23 protein-coding genes and 2 pseudogenes are annotated in these 24,837 nt (G+C 58.6%); 9 read left to right on the top strand and 16 right to left on the bottom strand.

Going from position 1 to position 24,837, the window contains the following annotated elements:
- Position 1 precedes the first annotated feature (1 nt).
- Together BK660_RS26345 and BK660_RS26340 are read right to left on the bottom strand one after the other, a co-directional pair.
- Entirely contained in the window at positions 2-901 is a 900-nt protein-coding gene (locus BK660_RS26345) for a bestrophin family protein (protein WP_123435788.1), read from the bottom strand.
- A gap of 113 nt (positions 902-1,014) precedes the next feature.
- Positions 1,015-1,803 (bottom strand): alpha/beta hydrolase, encoded by a 789-nt coding sequence (locus BK660_RS26340; RefSeq protein WP_123435787.1) that lies wholly within the window; start codon positions 1,801-1,803, stop codon positions 1,015-1,017.
- A gap of 98 nt (positions 1,804-1,901) precedes the next feature.
- Between BK660_RS26340 and BK660_RS26335 the strand changes: the two genes are divergently transcribed.
- Positions 1,902-2,846 carry an aldo/keto reductase gene (locus BK660_RS26335; protein ID WP_123435786.1) on the top strand — a complete coding sequence of 315 codons (945 nt, stop codon included), beginning with the start codon at positions 1,902-1,904 and terminating at the stop codon, positions 2,844-2,846.
- On the opposite strand, the gene BK660_RS26330 is transcribed toward BK660_RS26335, so the two are convergent.
- Both BK660_RS26330 and BK660_RS26325 read right to left on the bottom strand, forming a co-directional pair.
- On the bottom strand, positions 2,843-3,514 hold the full coding sequence (locus BK660_RS26330) for a glutathione S-transferase family protein (protein WP_123435862.1): 672 nt from the start codon (positions 3,512-3,514) through the stop codon (positions 2,843-2,845). The two genes, BK660_RS26335 and BK660_RS26330, sit on opposite strands and share 4 nt — an antisense overlap.
- Before the next feature lie 99 nt (positions 3,515-3,613).
- On the bottom strand, positions 3,614-5,005 hold the full coding sequence (locus BK660_RS26325) for an aldehyde dehydrogenase family protein (protein ID WP_123435785.1): 1,392 nt from the start codon (positions 5,003-5,005) through the stop codon (positions 3,614-3,616).
- A 100-nt stretch (positions 5,006-5,105) separates the two neighbouring features.
- Here BK660_RS26325 and ptrR point away from each other — a divergent pair, with 100 nt between their 5' ends.
- Complete coding sequence (gene ptrR, locus BK660_RS26320; RefSeq protein ID WP_123435784.1) at positions 5,106-5,984, top strand: putrescine utilization regulator PtrR; 879 nt, start codon at positions 5,106-5,108, stop codon at positions 5,982-5,984.
- 161 nt (positions 5,985-6,145) lie between these two features.
- Here the strand turns inward: ptrR and BK660_RS26315 are convergent, their stop codons facing one another.
- Positions 6,146-7,057, bottom strand: coding sequence for a LysR substrate-binding domain-containing protein (locus tag BK660_RS26315; RefSeq protein WP_123435783.1), 912 nt, complete (start codon positions 7,055-7,057; stop codon positions 6,146-6,148).
- A gap of 146 nt (positions 7,058-7,203) precedes the next feature.
- Here BK660_RS26315 and BK660_RS26310 point away from each other — a divergent pair, with 146 nt between their 5' ends.
- Both BK660_RS26310 and BK660_RS26305 read left to right on the top strand, forming a co-directional pair.
- A complete protein-coding gene (locus tag BK660_RS26310; protein ID WP_123435782.1) occupies positions 7,204-8,505 on the top strand; it encodes an NAD(P)/FAD-dependent oxidoreductase in 1,302 nt (433 codons plus the stop codon).
- Between the two features lie 39 nt (positions 8,506-8,544).
- On the top strand, positions 8,545-9,633 hold the full coding sequence (locus tag BK660_RS26305; RefSeq protein ID WP_123435781.1) for a polyamine ABC transporter substrate-binding protein: 1,089 nt from the start codon (positions 8,545-8,547) through the stop codon (positions 9,631-9,633).
- A 39-nt stretch (positions 9,634-9,672) separates the two neighbouring features.
- On the opposite strand, the gene msrA is transcribed toward BK660_RS26305, so the two are convergent.
- Positions 9,673-10,182, bottom strand: a complete 510-nt coding sequence (gene msrA, locus BK660_RS26300) for a peptide-methionine (S)-S-oxide reductase MsrA (RefSeq protein WP_123435780.1) — start codon at positions 10,180-10,182, stop codon at positions 9,673-9,675.
- 481 nt (positions 10,183-10,663) lie between these two features.
- Positions 10,664-11,083 carry an organic hydroperoxide resistance protein gene (locus BK660_RS26295; protein WP_123435779.1) on the bottom strand — a complete coding sequence of 140 codons (420 nt, stop codon included), beginning with the start codon at positions 11,081-11,083 and terminating at the stop codon, positions 10,664-10,666.
- A 233-nt stretch (positions 11,084-11,316) separates the two neighbouring features.
- On the opposite strand from BK660_RS26295, the gene BK660_RS26290 reads away from it, so the two are divergent.
- Positions 11,317-11,751, top strand: coding sequence for a GNAT family N-acetyltransferase (locus BK660_RS26290; protein WP_123435778.1), 435 nt, complete (start codon positions 11,317-11,319; stop codon positions 11,749-11,751).
- 29 nt (positions 11,752-11,780) lie between these two features.
- Here BK660_RS26290 and BK660_RS26285 read toward each other — a convergent pair whose 3' ends face one another.
- The 3 genes and pseudogenes from BK660_RS26285 to BK660_RS26275 all read right to left on the bottom strand — a co-directional run bounded on the left by BK660_RS26285 (position 11,781) and on the right by BK660_RS26275 (position 13,968).
- Complete coding sequence (locus tag BK660_RS26285; protein ID WP_123435777.1) at positions 11,781-12,176, bottom strand: DUF6124 family protein; 396 nt, start codon at positions 12,174-12,176, stop codon at positions 11,781-11,783.
- 454 nt (positions 12,177-12,630) lie between these two features.
- A pseudogene (locus tag BK660_RS26280) lies at positions 12,631-13,035 on the bottom strand (DUF6632 domain-containing protein).
- A gap of 438 nt (positions 13,036-13,473) precedes the next feature.
- On the bottom strand, positions 13,474-13,968 hold the full coding sequence (locus tag BK660_RS26275) for a cupin domain-containing protein (protein ID WP_123435776.1): 495 nt from the start codon (positions 13,966-13,968) through the stop codon (positions 13,474-13,476).
- Between the two features lie 345 nt (positions 13,969-14,313).
- Here BK660_RS26275 and BK660_RS26270 point away from each other — a divergent pair.
- A pseudogene (locus BK660_RS26270) lies at positions 14,314-14,634 on the top strand (phage infection protein); the annotation flags it as partial.
- A gap of 104 nt (positions 14,635-14,738) precedes the next feature.
- On the opposite strand, the gene BK660_RS26265 reads toward BK660_RS26270, so the two are convergent.
- Entirely contained in the window at positions 14,739-15,983 is a 1,245-nt protein-coding gene (locus BK660_RS26265) for a serine hydrolase domain-containing protein (RefSeq protein WP_123435774.1), read from the bottom strand.
- 169 nt (positions 15,984-16,152) lie between these two features.
- On the opposite strand from BK660_RS26265, the gene BK660_RS26260 reads away from it, so the two are divergent.
- From BK660_RS26260 to BK660_RS26250, 3 genes are all read left to right on the top strand, one after another.
- Positions 16,153-16,455 (top strand): ArsR/SmtB family transcription factor, encoded by a 303-nt coding sequence (locus BK660_RS26260; RefSeq protein ID WP_123435773.1) that lies wholly within the window; start codon positions 16,153-16,155, stop codon positions 16,453-16,455.
- A gap of 64 nt (positions 16,456-16,519) precedes the next feature.
- Positions 16,520-17,494, top strand: a complete 975-nt coding sequence (locus BK660_RS26255) for a zinc-dependent alcohol dehydrogenase family protein (RefSeq protein ID WP_123435772.1) — start codon at positions 16,520-16,522, stop codon at positions 17,492-17,494.
- A 43-nt stretch (positions 17,495-17,537) separates the two neighbouring features.
- On the top strand, positions 17,538-17,852 hold the full coding sequence (locus BK660_RS26250; protein ID WP_123435771.1) for an antibiotic biosynthesis monooxygenase family protein: 315 nt from the start codon (positions 17,538-17,540) through the stop codon (positions 17,850-17,852).
- 87 nt (positions 17,853-17,939) lie between these two features.
- On the opposite strand, the gene tcuC is transcribed toward BK660_RS26250, so the two are convergent.
- The 5 genes from tcuC to BK660_RS26225 all read right to left on the bottom strand — a co-directional run bounded on the left by tcuC (position 17,940) and on the right by BK660_RS26225 (position 24,799).
- The gene (tcuC, locus tag BK660_RS26245) at positions 17,940-19,241 is read right to left on the bottom strand and encodes an MFS transporter (RefSeq protein WP_123435770.1); all 1,302 of its coding nucleotides are present in this window, start codon (positions 19,239-19,241) and stop codon (positions 17,940-17,942) included.
- Between the two features lie 47 nt (positions 19,242-19,288).
- On the bottom strand, positions 19,289-20,446 hold the full coding sequence (tcuB, locus tag BK660_RS26240) for a tricarballylate utilization 4Fe-4S protein TcuB (RefSeq protein WP_123435769.1): 1,158 nt from the start codon (positions 20,444-20,446) through the stop codon (positions 19,289-19,291).
- A complete protein-coding gene (gene tcuA, locus BK660_RS26235; RefSeq protein WP_123435768.1) occupies positions 20,433-21,887 on the bottom strand; it encodes an FAD-dependent tricarballylate dehydrogenase TcuA in 1,455 nt (484 codons plus the stop codon). The genes tcuB and tcuA overlap by 14 nt, the downstream gene beginning before the upstream one ends.
- 159 nt (positions 21,888-22,046) lie before the next feature.
- Positions 22,047-22,982 (bottom strand): LysR family transcriptional regulator, encoded by a 936-nt coding sequence (locus BK660_RS26230; protein WP_123435767.1) that lies wholly within the window; start codon positions 22,980-22,982, stop codon positions 22,047-22,049.
- A 350-nt stretch (positions 22,983-23,332) separates the two neighbouring features.
- Complete coding sequence (locus BK660_RS26225; protein WP_185045217.1) at positions 23,333-24,799, bottom strand: DUF1254 domain-containing protein; 1,467 nt, start codon at positions 24,797-24,799, stop codon at positions 23,333-23,335.
- Between the last annotated feature and the right edge of the window lie 38 nt (positions 24,800-24,837).

Below are 24,837 nucleotides of genomic sequence, written 5' to 3'. Positions count from 1 at the left end.
ATCATTTCAGCACAAAGTCCACCGGTTCCAGCGCCGGTGGAAGTTGTGTTTCGCCCATCGCGGTGAGGATTTCCCGCTCGATGGTGCGCACTATCGCATCGAGGGGCAGGTCGTTTTCGTCGCGGCCAAACGGGTCCTCCAGTTCATCGCCAATCGCGTCCAGGCCAAAAAAGGTGTAGCTGACAATCGCCGTGAAAATCGGGGTTAGCCAACCCAAAGGTTCGGCCATGGCGAAGGGCAGCAGGAAGCAGAACAGGTAGCTGGTGCGGTGCAATAGCAAGGTGTAGGCAAATGGCAGCGGCGTGTGTTTGATCCGTTCGCAGGCGGCCTGCGCCTGGGTCAGGTGCGCCAGATGATTGGCCATGATCGTGTAGCGCCATTCGTTGATCACCCCCGACTCGCTGAGCGCCGAGCACTGCTGGCCGGCCTGCAGCAAAATGCGTCCGCTGAAGTCCGGCACGTTGTCCTTGGGGATCGGGTCGAGCCAGCGGCCACTCGCCGCCAGTTCGTTTTCCTGGCGCAGTTTGGCGTTGAGCGCATGGGCGAACCCGCACAAATGGCTCAGCAGAATGTTGCGCGTGTCGGCGTCCTTGATGATCACGGTTTCGCGAATCATCGAACGAATCGCCACGATCACGTCGCCCCAGGCTTTGCGGCCTTCATACCAGCGGTCATAACAGGCGTTGTTGCGAAAACTCATGAAGATCGAGAGCGACAAACCGAGCAGCGTGAACGGCGTCGCGCTGACTTTGGAAAAGTAGCTCGGGTGCAAGGTCTCGACCAGCACGATGACCGCCGCCAGCAGGGTCACCATCAGGCTGCGCAAGGCAATCCGTTTGGCGATGGAGCCCTTGATGGCGCTGAGGATGTTGATGAAATTCGGTTTGGGTCTGACGATCATGGAGTTGTGCCTTCAGCTGTTTCGCGTCGCGGGCAGGCTAAGAGCTTGCGGGCAGCGAGTCCAATCACTCTCGATGACCGCGTGATCGATGCTGTCTATGAATACGCGCGCGCTCATAATCCATCACGTATCAATTTGAGGTATTCCGGGCTGTCGGAAATGGAGTTATGGCCGGTGCCCGGGATCGCCTTCAACGTCGCCACACCGGGGGCGAAATGGGTGTAGAGCTGCTGCGTGCTGGAACGCGGGATGACCTCGTCGTGGCTCGCGACGATCAGCAACGTCGGCACCGTGATGTGCGCGGCGTACCGCCAGGATTCGAAGCGGTCCTGTAACAGCCACTTCACCGGAAACCAGCGGAACTGCTGCCGGGCGAGGCTTTCCAGGCTGTTGTAGGGCGTGATCAGGATCAGCCGCGCGGCCGGGCGTTGGCTGGCCAGGCGCACGGCGACGCCCGAGCCGAGGCTGCGTCCGACCACGGCAACGTTCGGATGGATGCTGTAGACCTTGTCGAACAAGGTCAGCGCATCACGGGCAATCGCCTCTTCCGACGGCGAGCCGCTACTGCCGCCGAACCCGCGATAGTGCATCAAGTACAGCGCATACTCGGGGAACGCCTGCGAAAACCCGGACAGGCTGCGAGACACATCCTCGGCATTGCCACCGAAATAGATCAAGGCGTTCGGGCCGTCATGAGGCCTGACCGACACCTGTACTTGCGCATCTTCGACGTTCAGCGTCAGCAGCGACGCGGGTGTGGCGAGGGCGCTGGGTTGCGGGTAATAGATCAACGCGCGCTGAAACACGAACAATGCCGCACACAGCGCCAGGTACAACGCAGCAAGGATGACAACGATAAGCGCCAGGGTTCTGAACATTCGACTAACTTTAGGGGGCGACATTGACGGCTCTGGGATCGAGGTCCGCTAACACAGGATCGGTGCCAGAGTTTAGTTCAACGGTAGCGGGGCACGCCGGGTTGGGCCACACGGGCAATACGATGAGCCACACTGACGAATACACGCGTCGACGATTTCTCACGCTGGCTGCCGGTGTTTCGGCGGTATTCACCTTCGATCGGGCTTTTGCAACCTCGGCGCCGTCGACGGAAACAGGAGGCAAGACCATGCTGACCCGCGCCATTCCCTCCAGCAACGAGCCATTGCCCATCGTCGGGTTGGGCACGTATCGCGGTTTTGATGTCGAGCCCTCCAGCCCCGCCTACAAACAACTGCCGGAGGTGCTTAGCGCCTTGTTCAAGAAGGGCGGCACCGTCATCGACAGCTCGCCGATGTATGGTCGCGCCGAACAGACCACCGGTGAATTGCTGTCGATCCATGAGCCGCGCTCGCCGGCCTTTCTCGCCACCAAGGTGTGGACCCGTGGCCGCGATGAAGGGATTGCGCAGATGGAACAGTCCTTCAGCCTGCTGCAAACCGACCGCATCGACCTCATGCAGATCCACAACCTGCTGGACTGGCAAACCCATTTGCCGACGTTGCGCGAATGGAAGGAGCAAGGGCGGATTCGCTACATCGGCATCACCCATTACACGCCGACGGCCTACGAGGAAGTGGAAGCGGTGCTCAAGGCCGAAGCCCTGGATTTTTTGCAGATCAACTATGCGCTGGATGATAGAGGTGTCGAGAAACGCATCCTGCCGCTGTGTCGCGAACGCGGGGTGGCGGTGATCTGCAACCGGCCCTTCGGTGGCGGCGGTTTGCTCGAACGCTTGAAGGGCAAGCCACTGCCCGGGTGGGCCGCGCAAGTGGGGGTTACCAGTTGGGCGCAACTGGCGTTGAAGTTCTTGCTGTCCCATTCGGCGGTGACCTGCGTGATCCCCGGCACCGGCAATCCGCGCTACATGGCAGACAACGCCGGCGCCGGTTTCGGACCGATGCTCACGGGGGCGCAGCGCGAGCAATTGATCGACATCGTGCGTTAGGGCCGCGGGTAAAACCGTTGCGGGATGTCTTGCTCAAACGGGTAGAGCGAGAAGTAAGGCCTGGCCTCGTCGATCACCCGCTGAACGGACGGCCGGTTCATCAGCCGCTCGAAATAGGCGTTCAAGTGAACGTGTTCATCAGGCATCCGCTCAAGCGTACTGGCATAGAAAAGCGCCGGGGCCGCTGAACAATCGGCCAGGCTGAACTCCGCGCTGGCCAGCCAGGAATTGTTCGCCAACTGGCGGTCAAGCATGCCGTACACGGTCTGTAGCGTGGAGCGCTGTTGGGTCAGATTGCCGTTCGCGCCGAGGATGCGATCCAGGACAATCTGTTGCAACGGCGTCTGAAGGTAGTTGTCGCAGACCCGGTCCCACAGGCGGACCTCCAACGCTGTGTCCCAATTGCCCGGAATCAGCCGGTTTTGCCCGGCAAAATAGTGATCCAGGTATTCAATGATGATCGTCGACTCCGCCACGTCGCACTGGCCGGTGTGATCATGAATGACCGGGAATTTGCCGATCGGCCAGAGTGCCTGCAACTCGGCCTTCTCAGCCGCGTTGCCCAGATCAATGATCCTTTTGTCGAAGTCGACCGCGTGCTCATAGAGCGCGATCAGTACTTTGTGGCAGTACGACGACAACGGATGGTAATAAAGCGTCAGGGACATCTCCAGCGCCTCCCGGGAAGTGACCAACAACAGCATAGTCGCCGCCCGCGAGTAAAACCGCAGCCTGGGTGCCATCGACGCCCAGGCTGCGTTTTTCGCTTAGCGGCGGTCCAGCCACACGGTCTGGGCATTGCAGAACTCGCGCACGCCGAAGTGCGACAACTCGCGGCCAAACCCGCTTTTCTTCACGCCGCCGAAGGTTACGCGGGGGTCGGAAGCGCTGTAGCCATTGATGAACACGCCACCGGTTTGCAGTTCGCCGGCCATCTGCTGGGCGAGCGCGACATTGGCCGTGAAGACGGTCGCAGCCAGGCCGAACTCGCTGTCATTCGCCAGTTCCAGCGCATGGGCGGCGTCGCGTGCAGTGATGATCGACGCCACCGGACCAAACAGTTCCTGTTTGAACGAGGTCATCTGGTCGGTGACATTGGCGAACACGGTCGGCTCGTAGAAGTTGCCCGGGCCTTGCGCCTTCTTGCCGCCCATCAACAAGGTTGCGCCTTCTTCCAGGGTGTCGCGCACTTGTTGATCCAGTTCATCTCGCAGATCAAACCGCGCCATCGGGCCGAGGTAAGTGTCGGCGGCCAGTGGGTCACCGACCACCAGTTTGCCCGTGGCTTCGACGAATTTGCGTGTAAATTCCTCGACGATGCCTTGTTCGACGATCAAGCGCTTGGCCGCCGCGCAGACTTGCCCGGTGTTCTGATAGCGGCCGATGACGGCGGCTTTGACCGCTTCATCGAGGTCGGCATCGTTGAGCACGATAAACGGATCGGAACCGCCGAGTTCCAGCACGCATTTCTTCAATGCCGCACCGGCCTGAGCGCCGATGGCCATGCCGGCGCGCACGCTGCCGGTGAGGGTCACTGCGGCGATGCGCGGGTCGGCAATCGCCTTGGATACGCCGTCCGGCGTGACGTTCAGCACTTCGAAAACACCTTCAGGGAAATCGGCGTTCTTGAAAGCTTCCAGCAGCAGGTAAGCGCTGCCCATGACGTTGGGAGCGTGTTTGAGCACGTAGGTGTTGCCGGCGATCAGCGCTGGAACGGCGCCGCGCAGCACTTGCCAGATCGGGAAGTTCCACGGCATCACCGCAAGAATCGGCCCGAGCGGGCGGTATTCGATGCGCGCCTTGCCACCTTCAACCAGCGTTGATTCGGCGTTGAGCATGGCCGGGCCGTGTTCGGCGTACCACTCGCAGAGTTGCGCGCACTTTTCGATTTCGCCAAGGGCCTGGGAGATCGGCTTGCCCATTTCCAGGGTGATCATGGTGGCCATTTTGTCGGTGCTGTTGCGCAGGGCCTGGGCGAGGGCGATCAACAACTGCGAGCGTTGCTCGACAGCGGTTTTGCGCCAGACACGAAAGCCGCCTGCGGCCCGCGACAGGGCGGCTTGCAGTGCCGACTCGGACTCAAATGGGTAGTGGCCGATCTGCTCGCCGGTGGTCGGGTTGATCGAAAGGGCGTGGGTAAGGCTGGAAACGCTGGTCATGGCACCGTCCTGCTAGGTGGGAATGCGCTCAGGTTACGGTGGCGTTTGTTTTCTGGAAACTGAATAATGCTGAGCATATCGTTCACGTTTGGAGAATGACTTGGATCTGGTTCAGCTGGAAATCTTCAAGGCCGTTGCCGAGCACGGCAGCATCAGCGTCGCCGCGCAGCACATCCATCGCGTGCCTTCCAACTTGACCACGCGGATCAAGCAGCTGGAACTGGACCTGGGCGTGGACCTGTTTATCCGCGAGAAAAGCCGCCTGCGCCTGTCGCCGGCCGGATGGAGTTTTCTCGACTATGCCCGGCGTATCCTCGACCTCGTGCAGGAAGCCCGCGCCACCGTGGCAGGAGAAGAACCGCAAGGCTCGTTTCCCTTGGGTTCACTGGAAAGTACGGCGGCGGTGCGGATTCCCGAGTTGTTGGCGGCCTACAACCAGAAACACGCCAAGGTTGAACTGGATCTGACGACCGGCCCTTCGGGGACGATGATTGATGGGGTGTTGTCGGGGCGGTTGGCTGCTGCGTTTGTCGACGGGCCGGTGCTGCACCCAGCGCTGGAAGGCGTGCCGGCGTTTGAGGAAGAGATGGTGCTGATCGCGCCGCTCAACCATTCGCCGATTCACCGCGCGCAGGATGTGAACGGCGAAAATATCTATGCCTTCCGCTCCAATTGCTCGTACCGGCACCACTTCGAGAGCTGGTTCAGCAAGGACGCGGCGGTGCCGGGCAAGATTTTCGAAATGGAGTCCTATCACGGCATGCTGGCCTGCGTCAGCGCCGGTGCCGGCCTGGCGCTGATGCCGCGCAGCATGCTGGCAAGCATGCCGGGGTGCACGACGGTGAGTATCTGGCCGCTGTCGGAATCGTTCCGCTATTTGCGCACGTGGCTGGTGTGGCGGCGGGGGACGGTGTCGCAGAGCCTGACCATGTTTGTGCGGTTGCTGGAAGAGCGTGGGGTGGTGCAGCAATCAGCCTAAGGCGAACTCAGAGCCCCTATCTGACACAACTCACTTCTGAAACTGCAAATATCTAATGTGGGAGCGGGCTTGCTCGCGAATGCGGACTGTCATTCAACAGTAATGTCGACTGAACCACCGCCTTCGCGAGCAAGCCCGCTCCCACATTGGATCCATATCTGTCAGGTGGTCTCGCTGAGACTGGCAATTCCCTCAGCCTGCCCGGCAAACCATTGCATGATCAGCGCGCACGCCGGGTGCGACGCGGCCGAAGGTTGCAGGCACAGCGAATAACATCCCCGGGTCTTCAATGGATGGCCGAACGGGACAACGAGCACCCCGCGCTCGATCGATTCCTCGGCGAGGGTCAGGTCCGTCATCGCCACCCCAAGTCCGCGTGCGGCGGCGTCCAGCGCCAACTCGTCGAGGTTGAAGGGGATGTGCCGGTAGTGTTCCAGCGACTGGCCGCCATTGGCCGCCAGCCAGTCGATCCACGCTTGCTTGTCCGCCGAACGATGCAGCAACGCAAACCCGCTCAGATCCTCCACCGAGTTCAGTGGCCGGCTCGGACTGCCAAGACCGGGAGCGCACACCGGAATCAGCGATTCCTCGAACAGGGTCAGGCACGTCGGATCGCTGGACGGTTCGGGTAGATAGAGAATGTACGCGTCACTGTCGCTGGCCGGCTCGACAATCTCGGTGGCCACCGTCTCGATCGACAGGGAAACATCCGGGTGATGGCGATAAAAATCGCTCAGTTTCGGCAGCAACCAACGAACCGCCAGCGACACATGCATGCGAATGCGGAAGGTGCGTTTTTGTGGGGACAGCCGATCTTCAAGGGTTTTCAGTTGCTCGAGAATAGTGCGCGCGCTGGCCAGCACCAGCTCACCCTCCGGCGTCATTTGCAGGCGGCGACTGCTGCGCACAAACAGCGCCACACCAAAGTGACTTTCCAATTGCTGGATCTGCCGGCTGACGGCGCTTTGGGTCAGGCACAGTGTGTGCGCCGCTTGCGTAAAGCTGCCGGCCTCGGCGACTTCAACCAGCGCCTGCATGGCCTGGAGATTGGGGACGTGGCGGATTTTATCCATGCGTTTTCAGAATGGCTCAATGATTTTATAACGTTGGTTGTATCACCGAAGACCGAATAGATTCTAGCCCTGACGGCTGCCATCAATCATCGCCTATGCGATTACTGCATGCGCAGGCCGGGAACGACACTCCAGGCAGGTGATGCATGAAAAATGAATGTGGCTGGATCGCGCAGGTTCAAAACGCGCCGGTGCGTGATCGTCTGAGCGGTGCGCAAAAAGCTGACTGGCTGATAATCGGCGCTGGCATTACCGGCCTGAGCGCCGCCCATGCCCTCGCACACTTGCACCCGCAGGCGCGCATCGTGGTGGTCGACCGCCAGCGCGCCGCGCAAGGCGCTTCGGCACGCAATTCCGGATTTGTAGTGGCTCACGAACATCCGGGCAACGAAGAGTTGCTCGGCAGCGCCGGGTTCACCGAATTTGAAGTGGACACGACGATTTCACGCGCTGCCAGCGCTGAAGTGCGCGAGATGATTGCCCGTCACGGCATTGAGTGCGACTTCAAGGATTCCGGCTATTTCTTCGCTGTCAGTGATCCGCGTAAATTGACCCATGTCGAGGAAAAGCTCACAACGCTGCGGGTACTGGGTGCTTCTGCGCAGTTTCTGGAAGGTGAGCAGCTGGTGCAAAAACTCGGCACCGGGCATTACCGCGCGGCGATCTGGTGTGGCAAAGGCAACGCGCTGCTGCAACCGGCGAAGTACGTGAAGGGCTTGCTCGATGCGCTGCCCCAGTCGGTCACTGTTTACGAAAATACCGACATCACCCGCCTTGAACGCCTGGGCAAAGGCCGCCTGCGCGCCAACGGAATCGAGGGCAGCATCGAAGCGAAACAGGTGCTGGTGTGCCTCAACGCCTTCGTGCCCCGCGCGGGCATTCAGGACAGCGGCACCTTTGCCATGGAGCTCAGCGCCAGCCTCACACGGCCGCTGACCGACGCCGAGTTTCGCGACATGGGCAGCGTCGAACCGTGGGGCGTTTTGTCCACCCGACCGCTGGGCGCCACGGTGCGGCTGACCCCGGATCGGCGCGTGATGATCCGCAACACCGCGGAATACCGCTCGCGGGATTTATCCGCCAGCGAGCTGTCGATCCGCCGCCAACACCATGTGCTCGGCCTGCAACGGCGTTTCCCCTGGCTGGGCGAGCAAGACATCCACTACACCTGGACCGGTCACCTGAGCGCCTCGCGCTCCGGACAGCCGTTTTTTTCGCAGGTGGAAGAGGGCGTATTTGCCGTGGCCGGTTGCAACGGTTCCGGCGTGGCGCGCGGCACGTTGTGGGGGCGGTTGCTCGCCGAACTGGCGTCGGGCGTTGACTCGCCAATGCTCGATTCAGTGATGCGAAGGGCACAGCCCGGCTGGCTGCCGCCCAAACCCTTGCTCGACATCGGTGCCATGCTGCGGATGCGCGTAGAGGCCATCCGGGCAAAGACAGAAATCTAGACCTCCGCTTATCACAAAAGAACAAAAAGGTGATTGAACATGCGCGTTAAAACGCTTTCCCTGATGGCCTTGCTCACGACGTTTTCGGTGGCCACGTTTGCCGACGACCAGGTCAATATTTCCAACTGGAACGGCTACATCGCCGACGACACCCTGGTCAACTTCACCAAGGCCACCGGGATCAAGGCCACTTACGACATTCACGACAGTAACGAAGTGCTGGAATCCAAGTTGATGACCGGCAACACCGGTTATGACGTGGTCAGCCCGTCGAACCATTTCCTGTCTCGACTGATCAAGGCCGGGGCAATCCAGAAACTGGACAAGAGCCAGTTGCCGAACTGGAAAAACCTTGACCCTGCGTTAATGAAGAAGCTTGAGGTCAACGACCCCGGCAACCAGTATGGCTATCCGTATATGTGGGGCACGGCGGGCATTGGCTACAACGTCGAGAAGATCAAAGCGATCTTCGGCAACACCGACATCACCCATTCCTGGAAAATGTTTTTTGATGAAGACAACATCAAAAAGTTGAGTACGTGCGGGGTGGCGATTATCGATAACCCGACGCAAGTTCTGCCAATCACCCTTAATTACCTGGGCCTGCCACCGCACAGTCACGAACCGGCGGACTACAAAAAAGCCGAACAGGCATTATTCAAAATCAGGCCCTACGTGCAGTACTTCCATGCCTCCAAGTACATCAGCGACCTGGCTAACGGCAATGTCTGCGCGGTGATCGGGTTCAACGGCGACATTGTGCAAGCCGCCGCCAGTGCCAAGGAAGCCAACAATGGCATCGACATCGCGTATTCGATTCCGGACGAAGGTTCGACGCTGTGGTTCGACATGGTGGTCATGCCCAAGAGCGCGCCCCACGAGAAGAACGGCTACGCCTACATGAACTACCTGCTGACGCCGCAAGTCATTGCCAACATCAGCAACAGCATCCATTACGCCAACCCTAACAGTGCTGCCGATGCCTACGTCGTACCGGCGGTGAAAGAGGACGCAGCGATTTACCCGCCGAAAAGTGTGCTGGATAAACTGTTCACCGTAGAGGAACTGCCGGCGGCCATCGCACGGCTGAGTACCCGGTTGTGGACCAAGTTGAAGACCAATACCTGATGAACGTTGGGTCCCGTTATCGGGACCCAAGTCACTGCTTCAGAGTGCGCGTTTCGGCAGTCTCCAGTTCGGCCGAATGAAATGGCAGGTGTAGCCATTGGGCACTTTTTCGAGGTAATCCTGATGCTCCGGCTCGGCCTGCCAGAACGGGCCGGCGGGGGCGATTTCGGTCACGGCCTTGCCAGGCCACAGGCCAGAGGCATCGACATCGGCCACGGTGTCCTCGGCGATATCGCGTTGATCTTCGTTGCGATAGAAGATCGCCGAACGGTAGCTGAGGCCGATGTCGTTACCCTGACGATTGGCCGTGGAAGGGTCATGAATCTGGAAGAAAAACTCGAGGATCTGGCGATAGCTGATCACCGCCGGATTGAACTCGATCTCGATGGCTTCCGCATGGGTGCCATGATTGCGGTAAGTGGCGTTGGGCACATCGCCGCCCGAGTAACCGACCCGGGTAGACAGCACGCCGGGCATTCGCCTGATCAAATCCTGCATGCCCCAGAAGCAGCCGCCGGCCAGAATTGCGGTTTCGGATTGCGTGGTCATAAAACTCACTCCTCAGTGTTCATCGATTTGACCCGATTATTGCGCAGCCTCGCGACTACTTTCTGCTTCTTTGTGAATTCATCCGGGAGGCACGTGGAGGAGGGCAATGAACGAACAACGAAAAAGCCCGCACAAGGCGGGCTTCGGATTTCGAGTAGGTGGCCAGTGCTGGTTTCTGGCTTACAAGGTTTATCAGGACTCTGACAGAAAAGTGTAATGTGCTTCTGCTTCACACGGCGTAAGGGCTGGGTCTCAGCGCGGAGACCTTTCTAACCGTGTACCCTTCGGGACGTGCCCCACGTCTCCTTGCTATCCGCTTGCGCATCAGTCTGCGTCTTCACCTACACCTTGAGAATAGCAAAGCATGCGCTGTGTACAGCGCCGTTTTTAGACCGATTTCGTCCTGTGAAAAACACCGCAGGACGGAAAACTGCTATCGGCACAGCCCACCCCGCAAGGCAGGCTGTTCCAGCGGGCCGGATCAAGCCAGATTGATCTCGACATCGATGTTGCCACGGGTCGCTTTGGAGTACGGGCAGGTTTGATGAGCGGCATCCACGACGGCCCGAGCAACGGCTGGATCCAGGCCCGGCAGGCTGACATTGAGGCGTGCCTGGAGGAAAAACGCATTCTCGGTTTTGCCCAAGTCGATTTCGGTATCCACCGCGACATCGCTCGGCAGGGTCACTTTCAACGCCACCGCCGCCTTACCCATGGCACCGATGAAACACGCCGACCAACCGGCCGCCAGCAACTGTTCCGGATTGGTGCCGCTGCCCGAAGAACCGGGCGGGGACAGCTTGATGGCCAGGCGTGCATCCGAACTTTTGGACTGACCATCACGGCCGCCGGTGGTGTGGGTTTTGCCGGTGTACAGCACGGTGTCGATTTGATTGATCATGGCAAGTTCCTGCTGAGGGTTGAGGGCTTGTGAGTTCAGGTCGCGGGTTCAGGGAAGTCCTTGCGACGTGGCGCACTTTTGCACCCTCATGTCGTGCGTATGTGTCTGGAACCGGTCGTTGTGTATCGCTGTGTAAGATCACCGGCGAACATACAGATCGATACAATTCTGCCCGCCGGAATCGCATCTGGTAGGCTTCTGCGCCAGATAACTCCCACCTTCAGGCGCCCTCAATGTTCAACATTCGTGTCATGACCCTGGGCGATTACGAGACGGTTATCGAACTGATGCGGCGCACGCCAGGCGTCTCGTTGCGTGACGCAGACTCGCGTGAATCCACCGCCCGTTATCTGCAACGAAACCCCGGGTTGAGCTTCGTGGCTGAAGTCGGCGGCGCGGTGTGCGGTTGCATCATGTCGGGCCACGACGGGCGTCGAGGTTACTTGCAGCACCTGATCGTTGAACCGGTGTTTCGGCGTCAGGGCATCGCGAGTGAGTTGGTGGAGCGTTGTCTGTCGAGTCTGGAGTCACTTGGCATCCTTAAATGCCATCTCGATGTGTTCAAGACCAATGAGGCGGCGGCCCGCTATTGGCAGCGTCAGGGCTGGACGCTCCGGACCGATATCGATCGGTATTCGTTCACCCGGTCGGGCAATGCAAACGCCTGACCGGGTGAGTTCGGCTTCAGCGCGAGTGCTTACTTGGGCGGAACGAAGTTATCGAGCATTCGATTCACCGCCAACTCCCCCAGCATGATGACCTGTTGCAGCGCCAGCACGGTGCTGCGGTGGGTGCCCTCTAACAACGCCGCCACGTTGCTGGCCATGACACTGGCCGACGCCAGGTTCTCGCAGGTTTGCACCAGCAAGGTTTCATGGTCGACATCCGGGGCAATCATGTAAATGGTGCTGGGTTTGCGTGGGATGTCGTTCATGAGTGCCGCCGGGTTGAGGTAGAAATCGAGGGCACGCTCGGCGGCGGCATGGAGTTTTTTGGAATCGAGGGATGAGTAGGGAGAGGCCGGATCGGTTTCGGTTTCGGTGTCGGTTTCGGGTGAGTCGGCGTCGGGTGGATTGGGCGTTACCTTGAACATAGATGAAACTCCATATGGGATTATCGGAGCCATCACCCTCGCTACCAAACGAAGGGTGGTGACCATACGAAGGTTGGTAGACCGGCCCACATGGAAAATCCGGCGCGCCCGAGGGCGCCCTGCGCATGGCCACCATAAAAACGAATGCCGAAAAAGCATCTGTAAAAGGTGACGTTATGCGACATGTGAAGGACGGGCTACCAAACCCGATCGCTGTTTTTCAGCGACAGGGAAACGATAAAACCCAAGCCATCGACGCACAAGCCGGCGGATTCTGGCTTAGCCGTAGGTAACGGCGCAAGGTCTTGTAGCCTTTGGGAAGTAACTTCGGATGTCTTTAAACAGGCGCCATTAAACGCGTGAAAGCTTTCCAGAAATCGAGGAAATGTCCGACATCTTTTTAGATAGCGTAGAAACGCGATTTTCGTCCCGATCCTGACAGTCAAACCTGCTCTCAGGCCCCATTGTGTGTCCGGGGCCGAGCGGCCAATTGTGAGCGCGGCGTCAAGATGGCCAAGGCAACCGCCACGATGAAGAGCGCCGGCACGTCACCTGCCAAGTGCCCCATTTGCTCCGGCTGGGTGACCGCCTGGACGGTCATGATTCCTCCGTGTACGGCGCTAGACCACACGGTGAACCAGATCAGGCTCAGATTGGCTAATGGATCACGTGCGGCCAGAATCAAGAACACGCCAAGTGTGGCGTAGAGGCCAACGATCATCATCGGGTAGTCCGAGTGACCGACGTGCCAGACCCAGCCGGACGGCTAGAACAACATAAGGGGGTAGAGAGCAAGGCACGCGAGGCCAGCCAAAACCAGAACGACGCGCAAATACCTGAGGCGATCGACTACGGTCATGGCGAACTCCTCTTTGGGCCTGACTCTGAATTGACCCCAAGTGGGGTGATAACACCTTCGCGGGCTTGGTGGAGAACATTCCTTGTTCTGTCGTCTAGCCCTGACTAGACCGGGCATTGTGACAGTCGAGTGTCCGCTGAAGGGGTATATACACCATGGATGGAAAGCCCAATCTGCTCAATCAGTTCCGGCAGTAGACCAAGCATAGCTACTCATTAGCTATCGCTCCGTCCACCGGCTGCTGCTGGCCGATTGCTGCCTGTCGTGACAGGCAGCTTTGGGTCGTAATCCGCACTCCGCGAATGGCTGCTTTGGGTTGTGGATTACGGCCCTTTGCGACAGCCACCCATTGGCCAAAAGTGGTTGCTTGCAAGACTGCTTCACCAGGGTGTCAAAGACCTACCCGAACGATCCGGATAGAGGCTATTTCAAGTGAAGCTACTTTGCAGCCTTACGAGGATCATCCTGGCTATCAACATACTCAAGGCCTAGCGGACCCGTTCCGTAAACCTGTGAGATGTACTCGCCTGATTTAGCCCAGTGAAAGTGTGGCGTATTGGCCGGAAGTATCACTACGCTGCCTGGCCCATAAGCCACCAGCTTGGCCGGATCGAAAACGGTGCCGAAGCCAATGTAGAAAACACCAGACATGACGGTGTAGATACGATCCTCAGGATGGGTATGGGGCATTAATTTTGTGCCATTCGGCACTTTGACTCTCACCACATAGGGTGCTGGCTTACTCGGGTCGCCGGCCAATACAGCCAGCTTCACTTCCTTCGGGAACGCTGGAAAGCTGCGCCACTCCACGTCTTCATTGTGCAAAGCACCGACTTTATCGAGTGGCAATGGTTGGGCTTGGGCGAACGGCAGTGCTGCGCTGGCGACAAGAAGTGCGGCCAGACCCGCAGTGTTCATAATGCTCCGAATCATGAAAGGCACCTTATTTACGCAGTAAACACATTGAGATCGTCGCCTATGCCGCCGAGTACATCCGGTGGGCAAAATCGTGGCGAGTCGCGTGCGGCTTACTGTATTTGTCACTGGCGACAATGAGAATGGCGTTGTCGCGCATTACAGTTGATACGCAATGTAATCAATGCGCGGTCACATGCCGGTTGTGAAGGCTGCCCCCCCAACATCACGCTTACCAAAGGTAGGCAGCTTGCCCTATCAATGCCGTCGATGGTCACCATCACGTCAATGAAGTTCTCTTAAAAAATCCGCGGCGTAACATCTGCTCCACACCAACCAACAACACCCCCGGAGCACACGATCATGAAACGCCAAACCATCCTCAGCATCGCTTTCTCGGTTTTTGCAGTTAACGCTTATGCCTCTACCTCGACTCACCCGGTTGTGGCTGAAGGCGGCTCGGATCGTCTGATTGAAAGTCGTGTTGCTGAAGGTGGTTCGGATCGTTTGATCGAAAAACGGGTGGCCGAAGGTGGCTCGGATCGTTTGATCGAAAAACGTGTAGCTGAAGGTGGCTCGGATCGTCTGATCGAGAAACGTGTTGCCGAAGGTGGCTCGGACCGTCTGATCGAGAAACGCGTTGCCGAAGGTGGCTCGGATCGCCTGATCGAAAGCCGCGCCGCATAAACAAATCGCGTCACCGCAATCCCCAAAAAGCCCGGTCTGATCAGCCGGGCTTTTTCATGGTCATTGCTCTGGATGAGATTAATGTCATCCGGCGCGCACAGTTACTTCAACGCGGCTACCACGGCATCGAAGAACACCATCGGGTCGATCGGCTCTTTATCAACCGGCTTGGGCTGGGCACCGAAGGTGACAATCACTACGTTATTGGCGGGATTGACGTAGATGTTCTGGCCCTGGATACCGACCGCCGAATAAGCGCCGTCTTTCACCGAAGGCTCGGTCCACGCCGTCCACCACATGTAGCCGTAGTCCAGGGACTTGCCGCCTTTGAGGGCGGTGGGCAGCGTCGCCTCCTTGATCCAGCCCTCGGGCAAAATCGACGTGCCATTGATCTTGCCGCCGTTCATGAAAAACAGCCCGAAGCGTCCATAATCGCGCAACGTGGCGCTGATACCGCTGCCACCGATTTCCACGCCGTCAGGCGAATCGAGCCACCATCGGGCATCACTCTCCATACCGAACGGCTGCCAGATCTTCTGCGATAGATAGTCGGCCAGTGGCATCTTCACAGCGCCACGAACGATCTCGCCGAGTACCTGCGTTTCGCCAGTGCTGTAATTGTTGACCGTGCCGGGCTCCGCCGCTCGCGGCAAACTGGCCATCAACGCCATGGCCGAATGCGGTTTCTGCGATATTTGCGCCTTGAGTAGCGCGCGACGATCAGACGCCGGATCGGTGTAGGTCTCGTTCCACTTCACGCCCGAAGACATCATCAGCACGTTGCGCACTGTCACACCCTCATAGGCGCTGCCCTTGAGCTCGGGAACGTAATCCACCACTTGCGCATCGAGGCCTTTGATAAGGCCGTCTTTGATCGCCGCAGCCGCCAGCGTGGAGGTGATGGACTTGGCCATCGACATCGACATCCATCGGGTTTTCTCGGTGTTGCCACGCTGGTAGGTCTCGAACACGATCTTGCCGTCCTTGAGCACGAGCATCGCCGTAATGCTGTCCAGTGCGATGACGTCATACAGGTCGTACTTTTTGTCCCCGACAGTGAAGTGAACATTGGGCAATTGTTTGTCCGATTTCGGCAGCGCATACGGGTGATCGCCGGCTTTGATCCTGTGGGTAGGGAACAGCCGGTCTATGTTCCGGTAGGTACTGACCGCCAGATCGGGGAGCATGGCGCCGTCATAGATCTGCTCCACGGTGCCAATCGGTTCATGGGCGTGGGGATAATCGTCAGCCCATGCGCCCGAGGTTATACCCGCAGCGAGCACACCCAGCGAGAGAAGCAGCGAGCGACCAGGCGCAGCCGGACGAGAAACAGCGGATGAGTGCATAACCTATCCTTTTTTTTGTTTTTGCCATTCACGGACGTCAGGAAACGCGTCCGCTTGAACCATAGCCTACGCATGGGCAATACGCTGCGCGGGCTGAAGGGCGACGCTGTTCACATCCGCCAAGGATCACTTGTATTGACATATCGATAAATCTCGATATCCTCTGCTCATGGACCTACTCGAAATATTCAAAGCCCTCTCAAACCCTACACGTCTTGAAATCCTGAAAGGCTTGAAGGATCCCGTTAAGAACTTCCCTCCGCAGGATGAAGGAGACGTTCTCACGGTGGGGGTTTGCGTCAGCAGTATTCAAGAAGGTATCGGGCTGTCGCAGTCAACGGTGTCCGGTTACCTTGCAACGCTGCAACGGGTGGGCCTGGTTGAAGTCAGGCGCATTGGTCAGTGGACCTACTACAAGCGCAACGAAGCAACCATCAGTGCGCTTGCCGAGATCATAGGGAAGGATCTGTAGTTTTTTTTACCACAATATATCGAGATATCTCGATATCCCTTTTTGTCGATACGAGGATTTTTCCATGAAAGCGATGTTGCTTGACTCATTTGGCGGCCCGGAATCGTTTGAACTCTGCGACGTGCCCAAGCCAGTACCGGGTGCCGGACAAGTCCTGGTGCGGGTGCACGCAACCTCCATCAACCCCCTGGATTATCAGGTTCGACGTGGCGACTATTCCGACCTGGTGCCACTGCCGGCCATCACCGGGCACGACGTATCGGGCGTTGTCGAAGCAGTGGGGCAGGGGGTGACAGCCTTCGTTCCGGGAGATGAAGTCTGGTACACCCCGCAAATATTTGACGGGCCAGGAAGCTATGCCGAGTACCACGTTGCGGCTGAAAGCATTATCGGGAAGAAGCCGCCTTCACTGAGCCATCTTGAGGCGGCGAGCCTGACCCTGGTGGGCGGGACGGCGTGGGAAGCACTGGTCGTGCGTGCCGCGCTAAGGGTGGGGGAGAGCATCCTCATACACGGCGGCGCGGGGGGCGTCGGTCATGTGGCGATCCAGTTGGCAAAGGCCATGGGTGCAAGGGTGTACACGACCGTGCGCGAGGCGAACGTTGAGTTCGCAAAAAGCATGGGCGCCGATGGGGTCATCGACTACGAAAAAGACGATTACGTCGACACCATCCTCCGGGAAACGGGTGGTCGCGGCGTCGATGTGGTGTTCGACACCATCGGCGGCAACACCCTGTCGCGCAGCCCCGACGTGCTTGCACAACTGGGCCGCGTGGTCTCGATCGTGGACATTGCTCAGCCACAAAACGTCGTTCAGGCCTGGGGCAAGAACGCCAGTTATCACTTCGTGTTCACCCGACAGAACCGCGGCAAGCTTGATGAGCTGAGCGCATTGGTCGCGCGCGGTCAGTTGCGGCCACACGTTGGCGCCGTCTATTCGCTTGCCGACATTGGACTCGCCCATGCCCGGTTGGAGAGTCGCAACAACGGCCTTCAAGGAAAAATCGTGATTGCGGTCGAGCCCTCGCTCATCCCGTAAGCGCGTGCTTTTTTATCCGTTCAGGTCATATCAGAGGCACGTCATGATTTATGAAATCGCTTTGCTCCCCGTTTACAAAGAACGCACTGAACAATTCAGGCAAGCATTTGCCGAGGTCGCTCCTTTGCTCACCCGCGCAAAAGGTTACGGCGGCCACTTGCTCGCGCAAGGGATTGAAACCCCCGAGCGATTCAACCTGATCGTGCGTTGGGCTTCACTCGAGGATCACACGCCAGGCTTCGAGGAGAGTGAAGACCATCGGCTGTTCATGCTGGGCCTGGAGGAATATTTTTCGGAAGAACCGACGGTTTATCATATTGAAGGCGCCGCTTTTTCTGCTGGCGGACAGATGGTTTGAGCAGCGCCGTTAGCGTGGGTAAATGCCGAAGCCTGAAGAAGTTTTCCGTCGTGGACCGACGCCTGAAAAGCGTCGGTCATCGAGGAACTAAACGGTTCTGACTGCCAACGCTTTTTGCCGACGATACAGAATTGTCGTCGCCGTGAACCCGCACACCGCCGCGAACATCAGCCAGTAGGCAGGTGATGCCTTGTCGCCCGTAGCCTGGACCAGCAGCGTCGAGATTGCCGGGGTAAAACCGCCAAACACCGCGGTGGCCAAACTAAAGGCCAGTGAAAACCCGACTACCCGCACGTTCTGTGGCATGACTTCGGTCAGTGCCGCGACCATGGCGCCGTTATAAATGCCAAAGAAGAATGAAAAGTACAGCAGAACAGCGAGCAGTCGTTCGAAACTCGCCGCCTCTGCCAGCCAGTGCATGGCGGGATAAGCAGTGAAGATGCACAGCAACGATATCGCCAGCAACAGTGGCCGACGGCCAATGCGGTCTGAGAGGGCGCCGCCGATAGGCAGCCAGATAAAGTTGCTGATGCCGACCAGCAGTGTGACCACCAGGCTGTCGGTGGTGCTCAGGTTCAGGACTGTCCTGCCAAACGTTGGTGTGTAAACCGTAATCAGGTAGAACGTGGTGGTGGTCATGGACGCCAGCAAACCGCCTGCCAGTACGGTTCGCCAGTTGTCACGCATCGAGCGAAAAACTTCGCGAGTTGTTGGACGATGGCTGCGAGCCGTGAAGGCAGCGGTTTCTTCCAGTGAACGGCGAATAATGAAAATGAACGGGATGATCACGCAGCCAATGAAGAACGGAATACGCCATCCCCAATCGGCGATTTCAGCGGCTTGCATCGTGGCATTGATCGTGTAGCCCAACGCGGCTGCGACGACAATCGCCACCTGTTGGCTGGCCGATTGCCAACTGGTGTAGAAACCGGTGTGGCCGGGGGTGGAAATTTCCGCCAGATACACGGAAACACCGCCCATTTCCGCGCCGGCGGAGAAGCCCTGTAGCAGCCTGCCCAACAACACCAGAATGGGTGCCGCCACGCCGATGGTGGCGTAACCCGGCACCAGGGCGATCAACACGGTTCCGGCGGCCATGATCGACAGCGTCACGATCAACCCCTTGCGACGACCCACCTTGTCGATGTACGCCCCCAGCACAATGGCGCCTAACGGACGCATCAGGAATCCGGAGCCGAACACCGCGAAGGTCATCATCAGTGAGGCAAACTCGCTGGTGGCCGGAAAGAAAGTCTGGGAGATGTAGGTCGCGTAGAACCCGAACAGAAAGAAGTCGAACTGCTCGAGAAAGTTACCGCTGGTGACCCGCAAAATGGCGCCCAATTTGGACCCCTTGGCTCGGGTTGTTGCCGTTGTTGTTTTCATCATGGCTACCGTTATGCTCACTATTGTTTTTGGAATGAGTGCTTTAACCGTCAGTCGCTGCCGGCGTTGATCGGGTTGGGTTGACGCTTCTCGATGGCGTGTTTGAGCAGCGCTGCGCTGCGGAATATTCCATGGGCGAATTTGCTGTAGGGCATGGTCAGGAAAAACGCCATGACCAGGCCGAGATGGATAGCCAACATCAAGCCCAAGGCACTGGTTTCACGCAAAGCCAGTAGCGCCAGGCCGCTTGCGCTGACCAGAAACAGCAGCGCGATGAAGCCGCGATCCATGGGTTTTTGGTTCTCATCACCGTGCGCAGGATTACGACGCAGGTTCAGCCAAAGAAGACCCGCCGGGCCGATCAGCAGGCCGATGCCACCGGCAATACCCAACATCACCGGCAAGCTGAAGATCGGATAAGGCGCCGACCACTTCAGCAGATAGTGAAAGAGCGTGGCGACACCGGTGGCGGCGAAGCACAGCATGAAGCCGTAGAAGGTGAGGTGGTGGAATCGGCGTCGCCACAAGGTGAATTGGTCGTCGGCGTTGTTGCAGCCTTCGCCATGGCCGCCGTCCAGGTATTTGAGCTTCGCGACGTTGGCCGTAGCCTCCAATGCAGCGGACGTCTTCAGCTGCAGTGGCGCTGCGGCCGGTGAAACGTTGCGCCAGAAGCGCCGTACACCCAGGGTCAGGGCAAGTACCGCAAAGCCGAACACTGAGCCGAACATCAGCGCCAGGGTGTTATGCGGGAAAATCTTGTAGAAGTTGCCTCCGGGAATGGCCGTGAACAGGTTGCCCATGAGCATCAGGGTCAGGCATAAAAACAAGGCCAATCCCCCACCGGAAGCCAGCGCCAGGGTCAGGCCGTTACGCTGATACAACCTGCCCATCACTTGCGGCCAGGCGTATTCGGCGTAAGTATCCAGGCGCACTTTGGCCATGGCTTTGGGTATGTTGACGTCGAATTCATGTGGGGCGGCGTACTGACACGCGTGCAGGCACGCGCCGCAGTTATGGCACAAGTTCGCCAGGTAATGGATGTCGGCCTGAGTGAATTCCAGGCGCCGGGTCATCGCCGGAAATACCGCGCAAAAGCCTTCGCAATATCGGCAGGCATTGCAGATGGTCATCTGCCGCTGGACTTCACTTTCGTCAAGATTCAACACCGGGATCAAGCCGCCCGACGCTTGGGGATCAAACAGTTGCATGTCGAGACTCCGTGGTTGCAGATGAAACGCCAAAGCCCACCGAGGCGGCCGCTTGCACACCGGCGATGCGGCCAAACGCGGTTCCGATGGCCATGCCGATGCCGGCGGTGTAGCCCTTGCCCAGAACATTGCCAGCCATCATTTCTCCCGCGACGAACAGGTTGGGGCTCGCTTTGCCGTTGAAATGCACGGCAGCGGTTTCGTCGGTGGCGAGGCCGAGGTAGGTGAACGTGACACCTGGTTTAAGCGGGTAGGCGTAGAAAGGTGGTTTCACCAATGGCCGCGCCCAATGGGTTTTGGCGGGCGTCAGTCCTTGGGTGTGGCAGTCGTCCAACGCCGTGTGATCGAACGTGCCAACGCGGCAGGCGCTGTTGTAGTCCTCGACAGTCTTGACGAATTTTTCTTCAGGCAGCTTCAACTGGCGGGCGAGGTCTTGCAGAGTATTGGCGGTGGTTCCGGGAAAGACCGGTGGCATGAAGCGGCCGATGGCTTGTTGATCGATGATCGAATACGCCTGCTGACCGGGCTGTCCGGCCACCAGACGCCCCCAGATTGCATAACGTTTTGGCCAGAAATCCTCACCTTCGTCGTAGAAGCGTTCGCCATCACGATTGACCACCACACCCAGCGATACGCAGTCGATTCGGGTGCAGATGCCGCCGTCGTAGAGTGGCGCGCGGGCATCAATCGCGACCATGTGGGCTTGCGTCGGATCGCCGATCACATCGGCGCCAAGATCGAGCATGCGCCGTAGCAAAATCCCGGTGTTGAATCGGGTGCCCCGGATCAGGAAATTGTCCGATGGCCATTCACCGCGATCGTTCTGACCCCAGGCTTCGCGCAGCCATTCACGGTTGGATTCGAAGCCGCCGGCCGCCAACACGCAGGCCCGGGCTTCAATGCGTTCTGCAGCGAAACGCTGACCATCGACCTCATGTTCGCCCACATGGGCGGCAACAAATTTACCCTCGTCCAACTCGATGTCGGTCACTTGCGTGCTGTAGCGAACTTTTACACCGAGGCGCTCGGCGCTGCGGAAATACGCATTGACCAGCGCTTTGCCGCCGCCCATAAAAAATGCATTGGTCCGCGCCACGTGCAGCGCACCGGACAGCGGCGGCTGAAAATGCACGCCGTGTGAACGCATCCAATCGCGGCAAGAGGACGATGCCCGAATGGCAATGCGTGCGAGCTTTTCATCCGTGAGGCCACCGGTGACCTTCAGCAGATCTTGCCAGTATTCTTCTTCCGGATAGGCATCGATCAGCACGTCCTGCGGTTCGTCGTGCATGCACCGCAAGTTACGGGTGTGTTGGGAGTTGCCACCGCGCCAGATTTTCGGAGAGGCTTCCAGCAGCATCACGCTGGCACCCGCTTCTCGCGCCATCAGAGCGGCGCACAAGGCAGCGTTGCCACCCCCTATGATTAAGACATCGATCATTATCGCTCCTCGATTTGCAAGGAAGCGGGACCGAAGTGCTCCTTGCGAGTGGGGAGAACGATAGGGTGGGGAAGCAGTGGCCGAAAGGCTGTGTTTAACGCGGGGCGTTTAGTTTTTCTAAAGACTTTGTCGTCAGGAGATGTCCTGGGTTGAAGAGGATTACGCGTCTACCCCTTCTATCCAGGTAGCTCCAGGCCACTGTTTGTCGACGACCAACTGTCGCGCCACATCGACGATGACCAACCGCGTTGCCAGCGCCGCCGGAGAAAGTTCGTCGTCAGCCAGCGTCGCCAGAAGATTACGCCGGCCCACATGGGGATCGGCAATCCTGATCACTGAGAGTCCGGACCTGTCTTTCAATGCAGCGGCCGCCCCCGGTTGTATCGTTGCCGCATGACCAGCCCGAACGGCGTTCATCAAAACAGCGAGACCGTCGACTTCCATAATGACATTGGGTGTTAGCCCGACCCGCTCAAACGCGCTCATCAATGTCGAGCGCAATCCATGTTGCGCGCTGGGCATCACCAGCGGCAGCCCGCCGAGGTCGGCTAACTGCACGCTGTCACCAGAAGGCGCTTGAGGCAGGCTGGGCGAGGCAATGACAAACAGCTTTTCATCCAGCAGCGGCGTCACGCTCCAGCGTTTACCCCCTTCGAGCTGGAACAGAATGGCCAAGTCTATTTGCCGTGCGTTGAGCTGCGCCGCCAAGTGGCCGGAAAGCATTTCCACCAAATGCAGTTGTATGTCCGGATAACGCGCACGCATAGCGTTGATCAACGGCAACGCGAGCACCGTCGCGGTAGTGGGTGGTAAGCCGACGCTGACATAACCGCTCATTCGCCCGCGATGGGCGGCCAAAATTGCGTTTTCCGCCTGGCGTAGCGTCAATTGGGCATGGTGTAAAAACGCAAATCCGGCACTAGTGGGGGTCACGCCGGTGGAGGTTCGATTCAGCAGACGGGTGCACAGCTCGCTTTCCAGCTTGGAGATTTGCTGACTGAGGGCTGACACACCAACGTCCAGTTCAAGTGCCGCACGCCCCAGGCTGCCAAGCTCGATGATTTTTACGAAATAGCGCAGTTGTCTCAATTCCAATGTTGCTGCTCCCCGCTAATTTGTTATTCAACTACCTGAACGGTTGCCACGCAAGTTACGTAGCCCGAAGAGGCAGCATTGTCGCAGGTTTGGGTTGATCGTTGAGCGCGTGCGCTTTGTCGAGGACTGGTAGCAGTTGACCGGTTGTTGCCAGTCGCGAAGCGCAGCAAACAACCCAATATAGCCGCCGGTGATGACCGGTAGAAATTGGTCAGAAGCCGACGGGTGGCTCGTGTTTAACTTCATCAAGATAGTGCGTGGCTGCCTGGGCGCCGAGGCTGACCGAAACGGCCAAGGCCAAGGCCAGTGAGGTCAGCGCTTTCTGGCTGCGTTCATCGTCGAAAACCTTTTCAATGGGTTTTCAGCACGGCCGGTGGAGTCCAGCTGCCGTCGAGGGCATCGGCTTGCGGCCAGTAGGCGCGGATGTACAGCGAGAAATCCGCGTCCTTTGGCGACGGCAGCCAGTTGCTTTCTTTGTCCTTGCCCGGCGATTCGCTTTGCACGTAAAGGGTCAGCGAGCCGTCAGGATTGGTTTGCAGGGATTTGTTCTTGGTGCCGATGGAGAAGCGCTTGAGTTCGTTCGGCGAGAAGAAGTGCTGTTCGTTGTACAGCGTCAGCGACCAGAAACCCTTGACTGGCGGCAGTTTGCCCTTGGCAAAGGTCACGCTGTAGTTGTTCTGGCCATTGAGGCGCAGGCCGGACTGATCCAGGTCCTGATAGAAGTATTTGGTTTCTTTCTGCTGGTTCACGAAGATATTCGAGCGTGCCACGGCGGTACGGCTGAAGTAATCGGTGCCGAACGCCGCGCCGTTGCTGACAGTGCTCCAGTGATCCGGCAGCTGCAGGCCATAGTTGCGGAACTGCAACAGCGGGTCGATCACTTCGCTGTCGGCTTTTTTCGCTTCGTCGATCATCGCTGCACGAAGTTGCGGGTCGGCTTTGGCGATGGCCGCGAGGGCCGCCATTTGCGCGTAGCGGGCTTCTTCACCCGGCAACGGCTTGGCGTCCTTGAGCAGGGCCGGCAGTTCGTCGAAGAACTGCTCCGGGATCACCCACTTGGTTTCGGCTTTGCCATCCGAGGCCTGGGCCGGGAATTTCGGCAGTTTGGCCCAATTGCGCTTTTTGACCTTGCCGTCATATTGGGACAATGGGTACATGTCGATACCGGCCAGGGCCGGTTGCACGGCCTGGCGATCGGCTGCCGTGTCGTCCTGAAACACCCGGGGTATGACGAAGCCGGTGTTGGTACGTGCCCGGAACACTCGGGTAATGCCTGGGGGCACCTTGCCGTTCCAGTCCGGGCCGACCAACAGGTAGAAACCTGGCTGGGTGTTATACATCTTGCCCAGCTCGGCGAAACTGTCGGAACGCAGGTCGACCACCTGATACACCCAGAAGCGGCCGTCGAAGTCCGGCACTTGCAGCACCACTGGCTCAAGGTCCAGGGCGATGCTGCCAGCACCGTACACGACGTCCTGATTCGGACAGGCCACCAGCCGCTCGGCCGGGTCGATGTAGTCGCTGAGCATCGACAATCGGTTGATCGGGGCCACCGGCACGATGCCGCCCATCAAACCGGGTTCGGGCAGGTCCTTGAAGGCCTGGCGACGATTGAAAATATTGGCCATCGGCCAACCCCAGAAATACGCTTCGCGCGCCATCATGCGCACATAGGGTTCGGTCACTTTGGTGCCGGCGACAGGCCCCGCGATGGAGGCCGGGGCATCAGGGCTCTGGGCGGCCAGCGCGGTGGTTGCGGCGAGTGTACTGACGAGCGTCAGTGCGAAGAGGGCATGGCGACGAGGCAATAGATTCATACAGCATCCTTACTTGATGAACTTCACCTGATGCAGGT

It is taken from the genome of Pseudomonas brassicacearum, assembly GCF_003732265.1.
Classification (GTDB): domain Bacteria; phylum Pseudomonadota; class Gammaproteobacteria; order Pseudomonadales; family Pseudomonadaceae; genus Aquipseudomonas; species Aquipseudomonas brassicacearum_D.
This window is presented reverse-complemented; position numbering and strand designations above follow the sequence as displayed.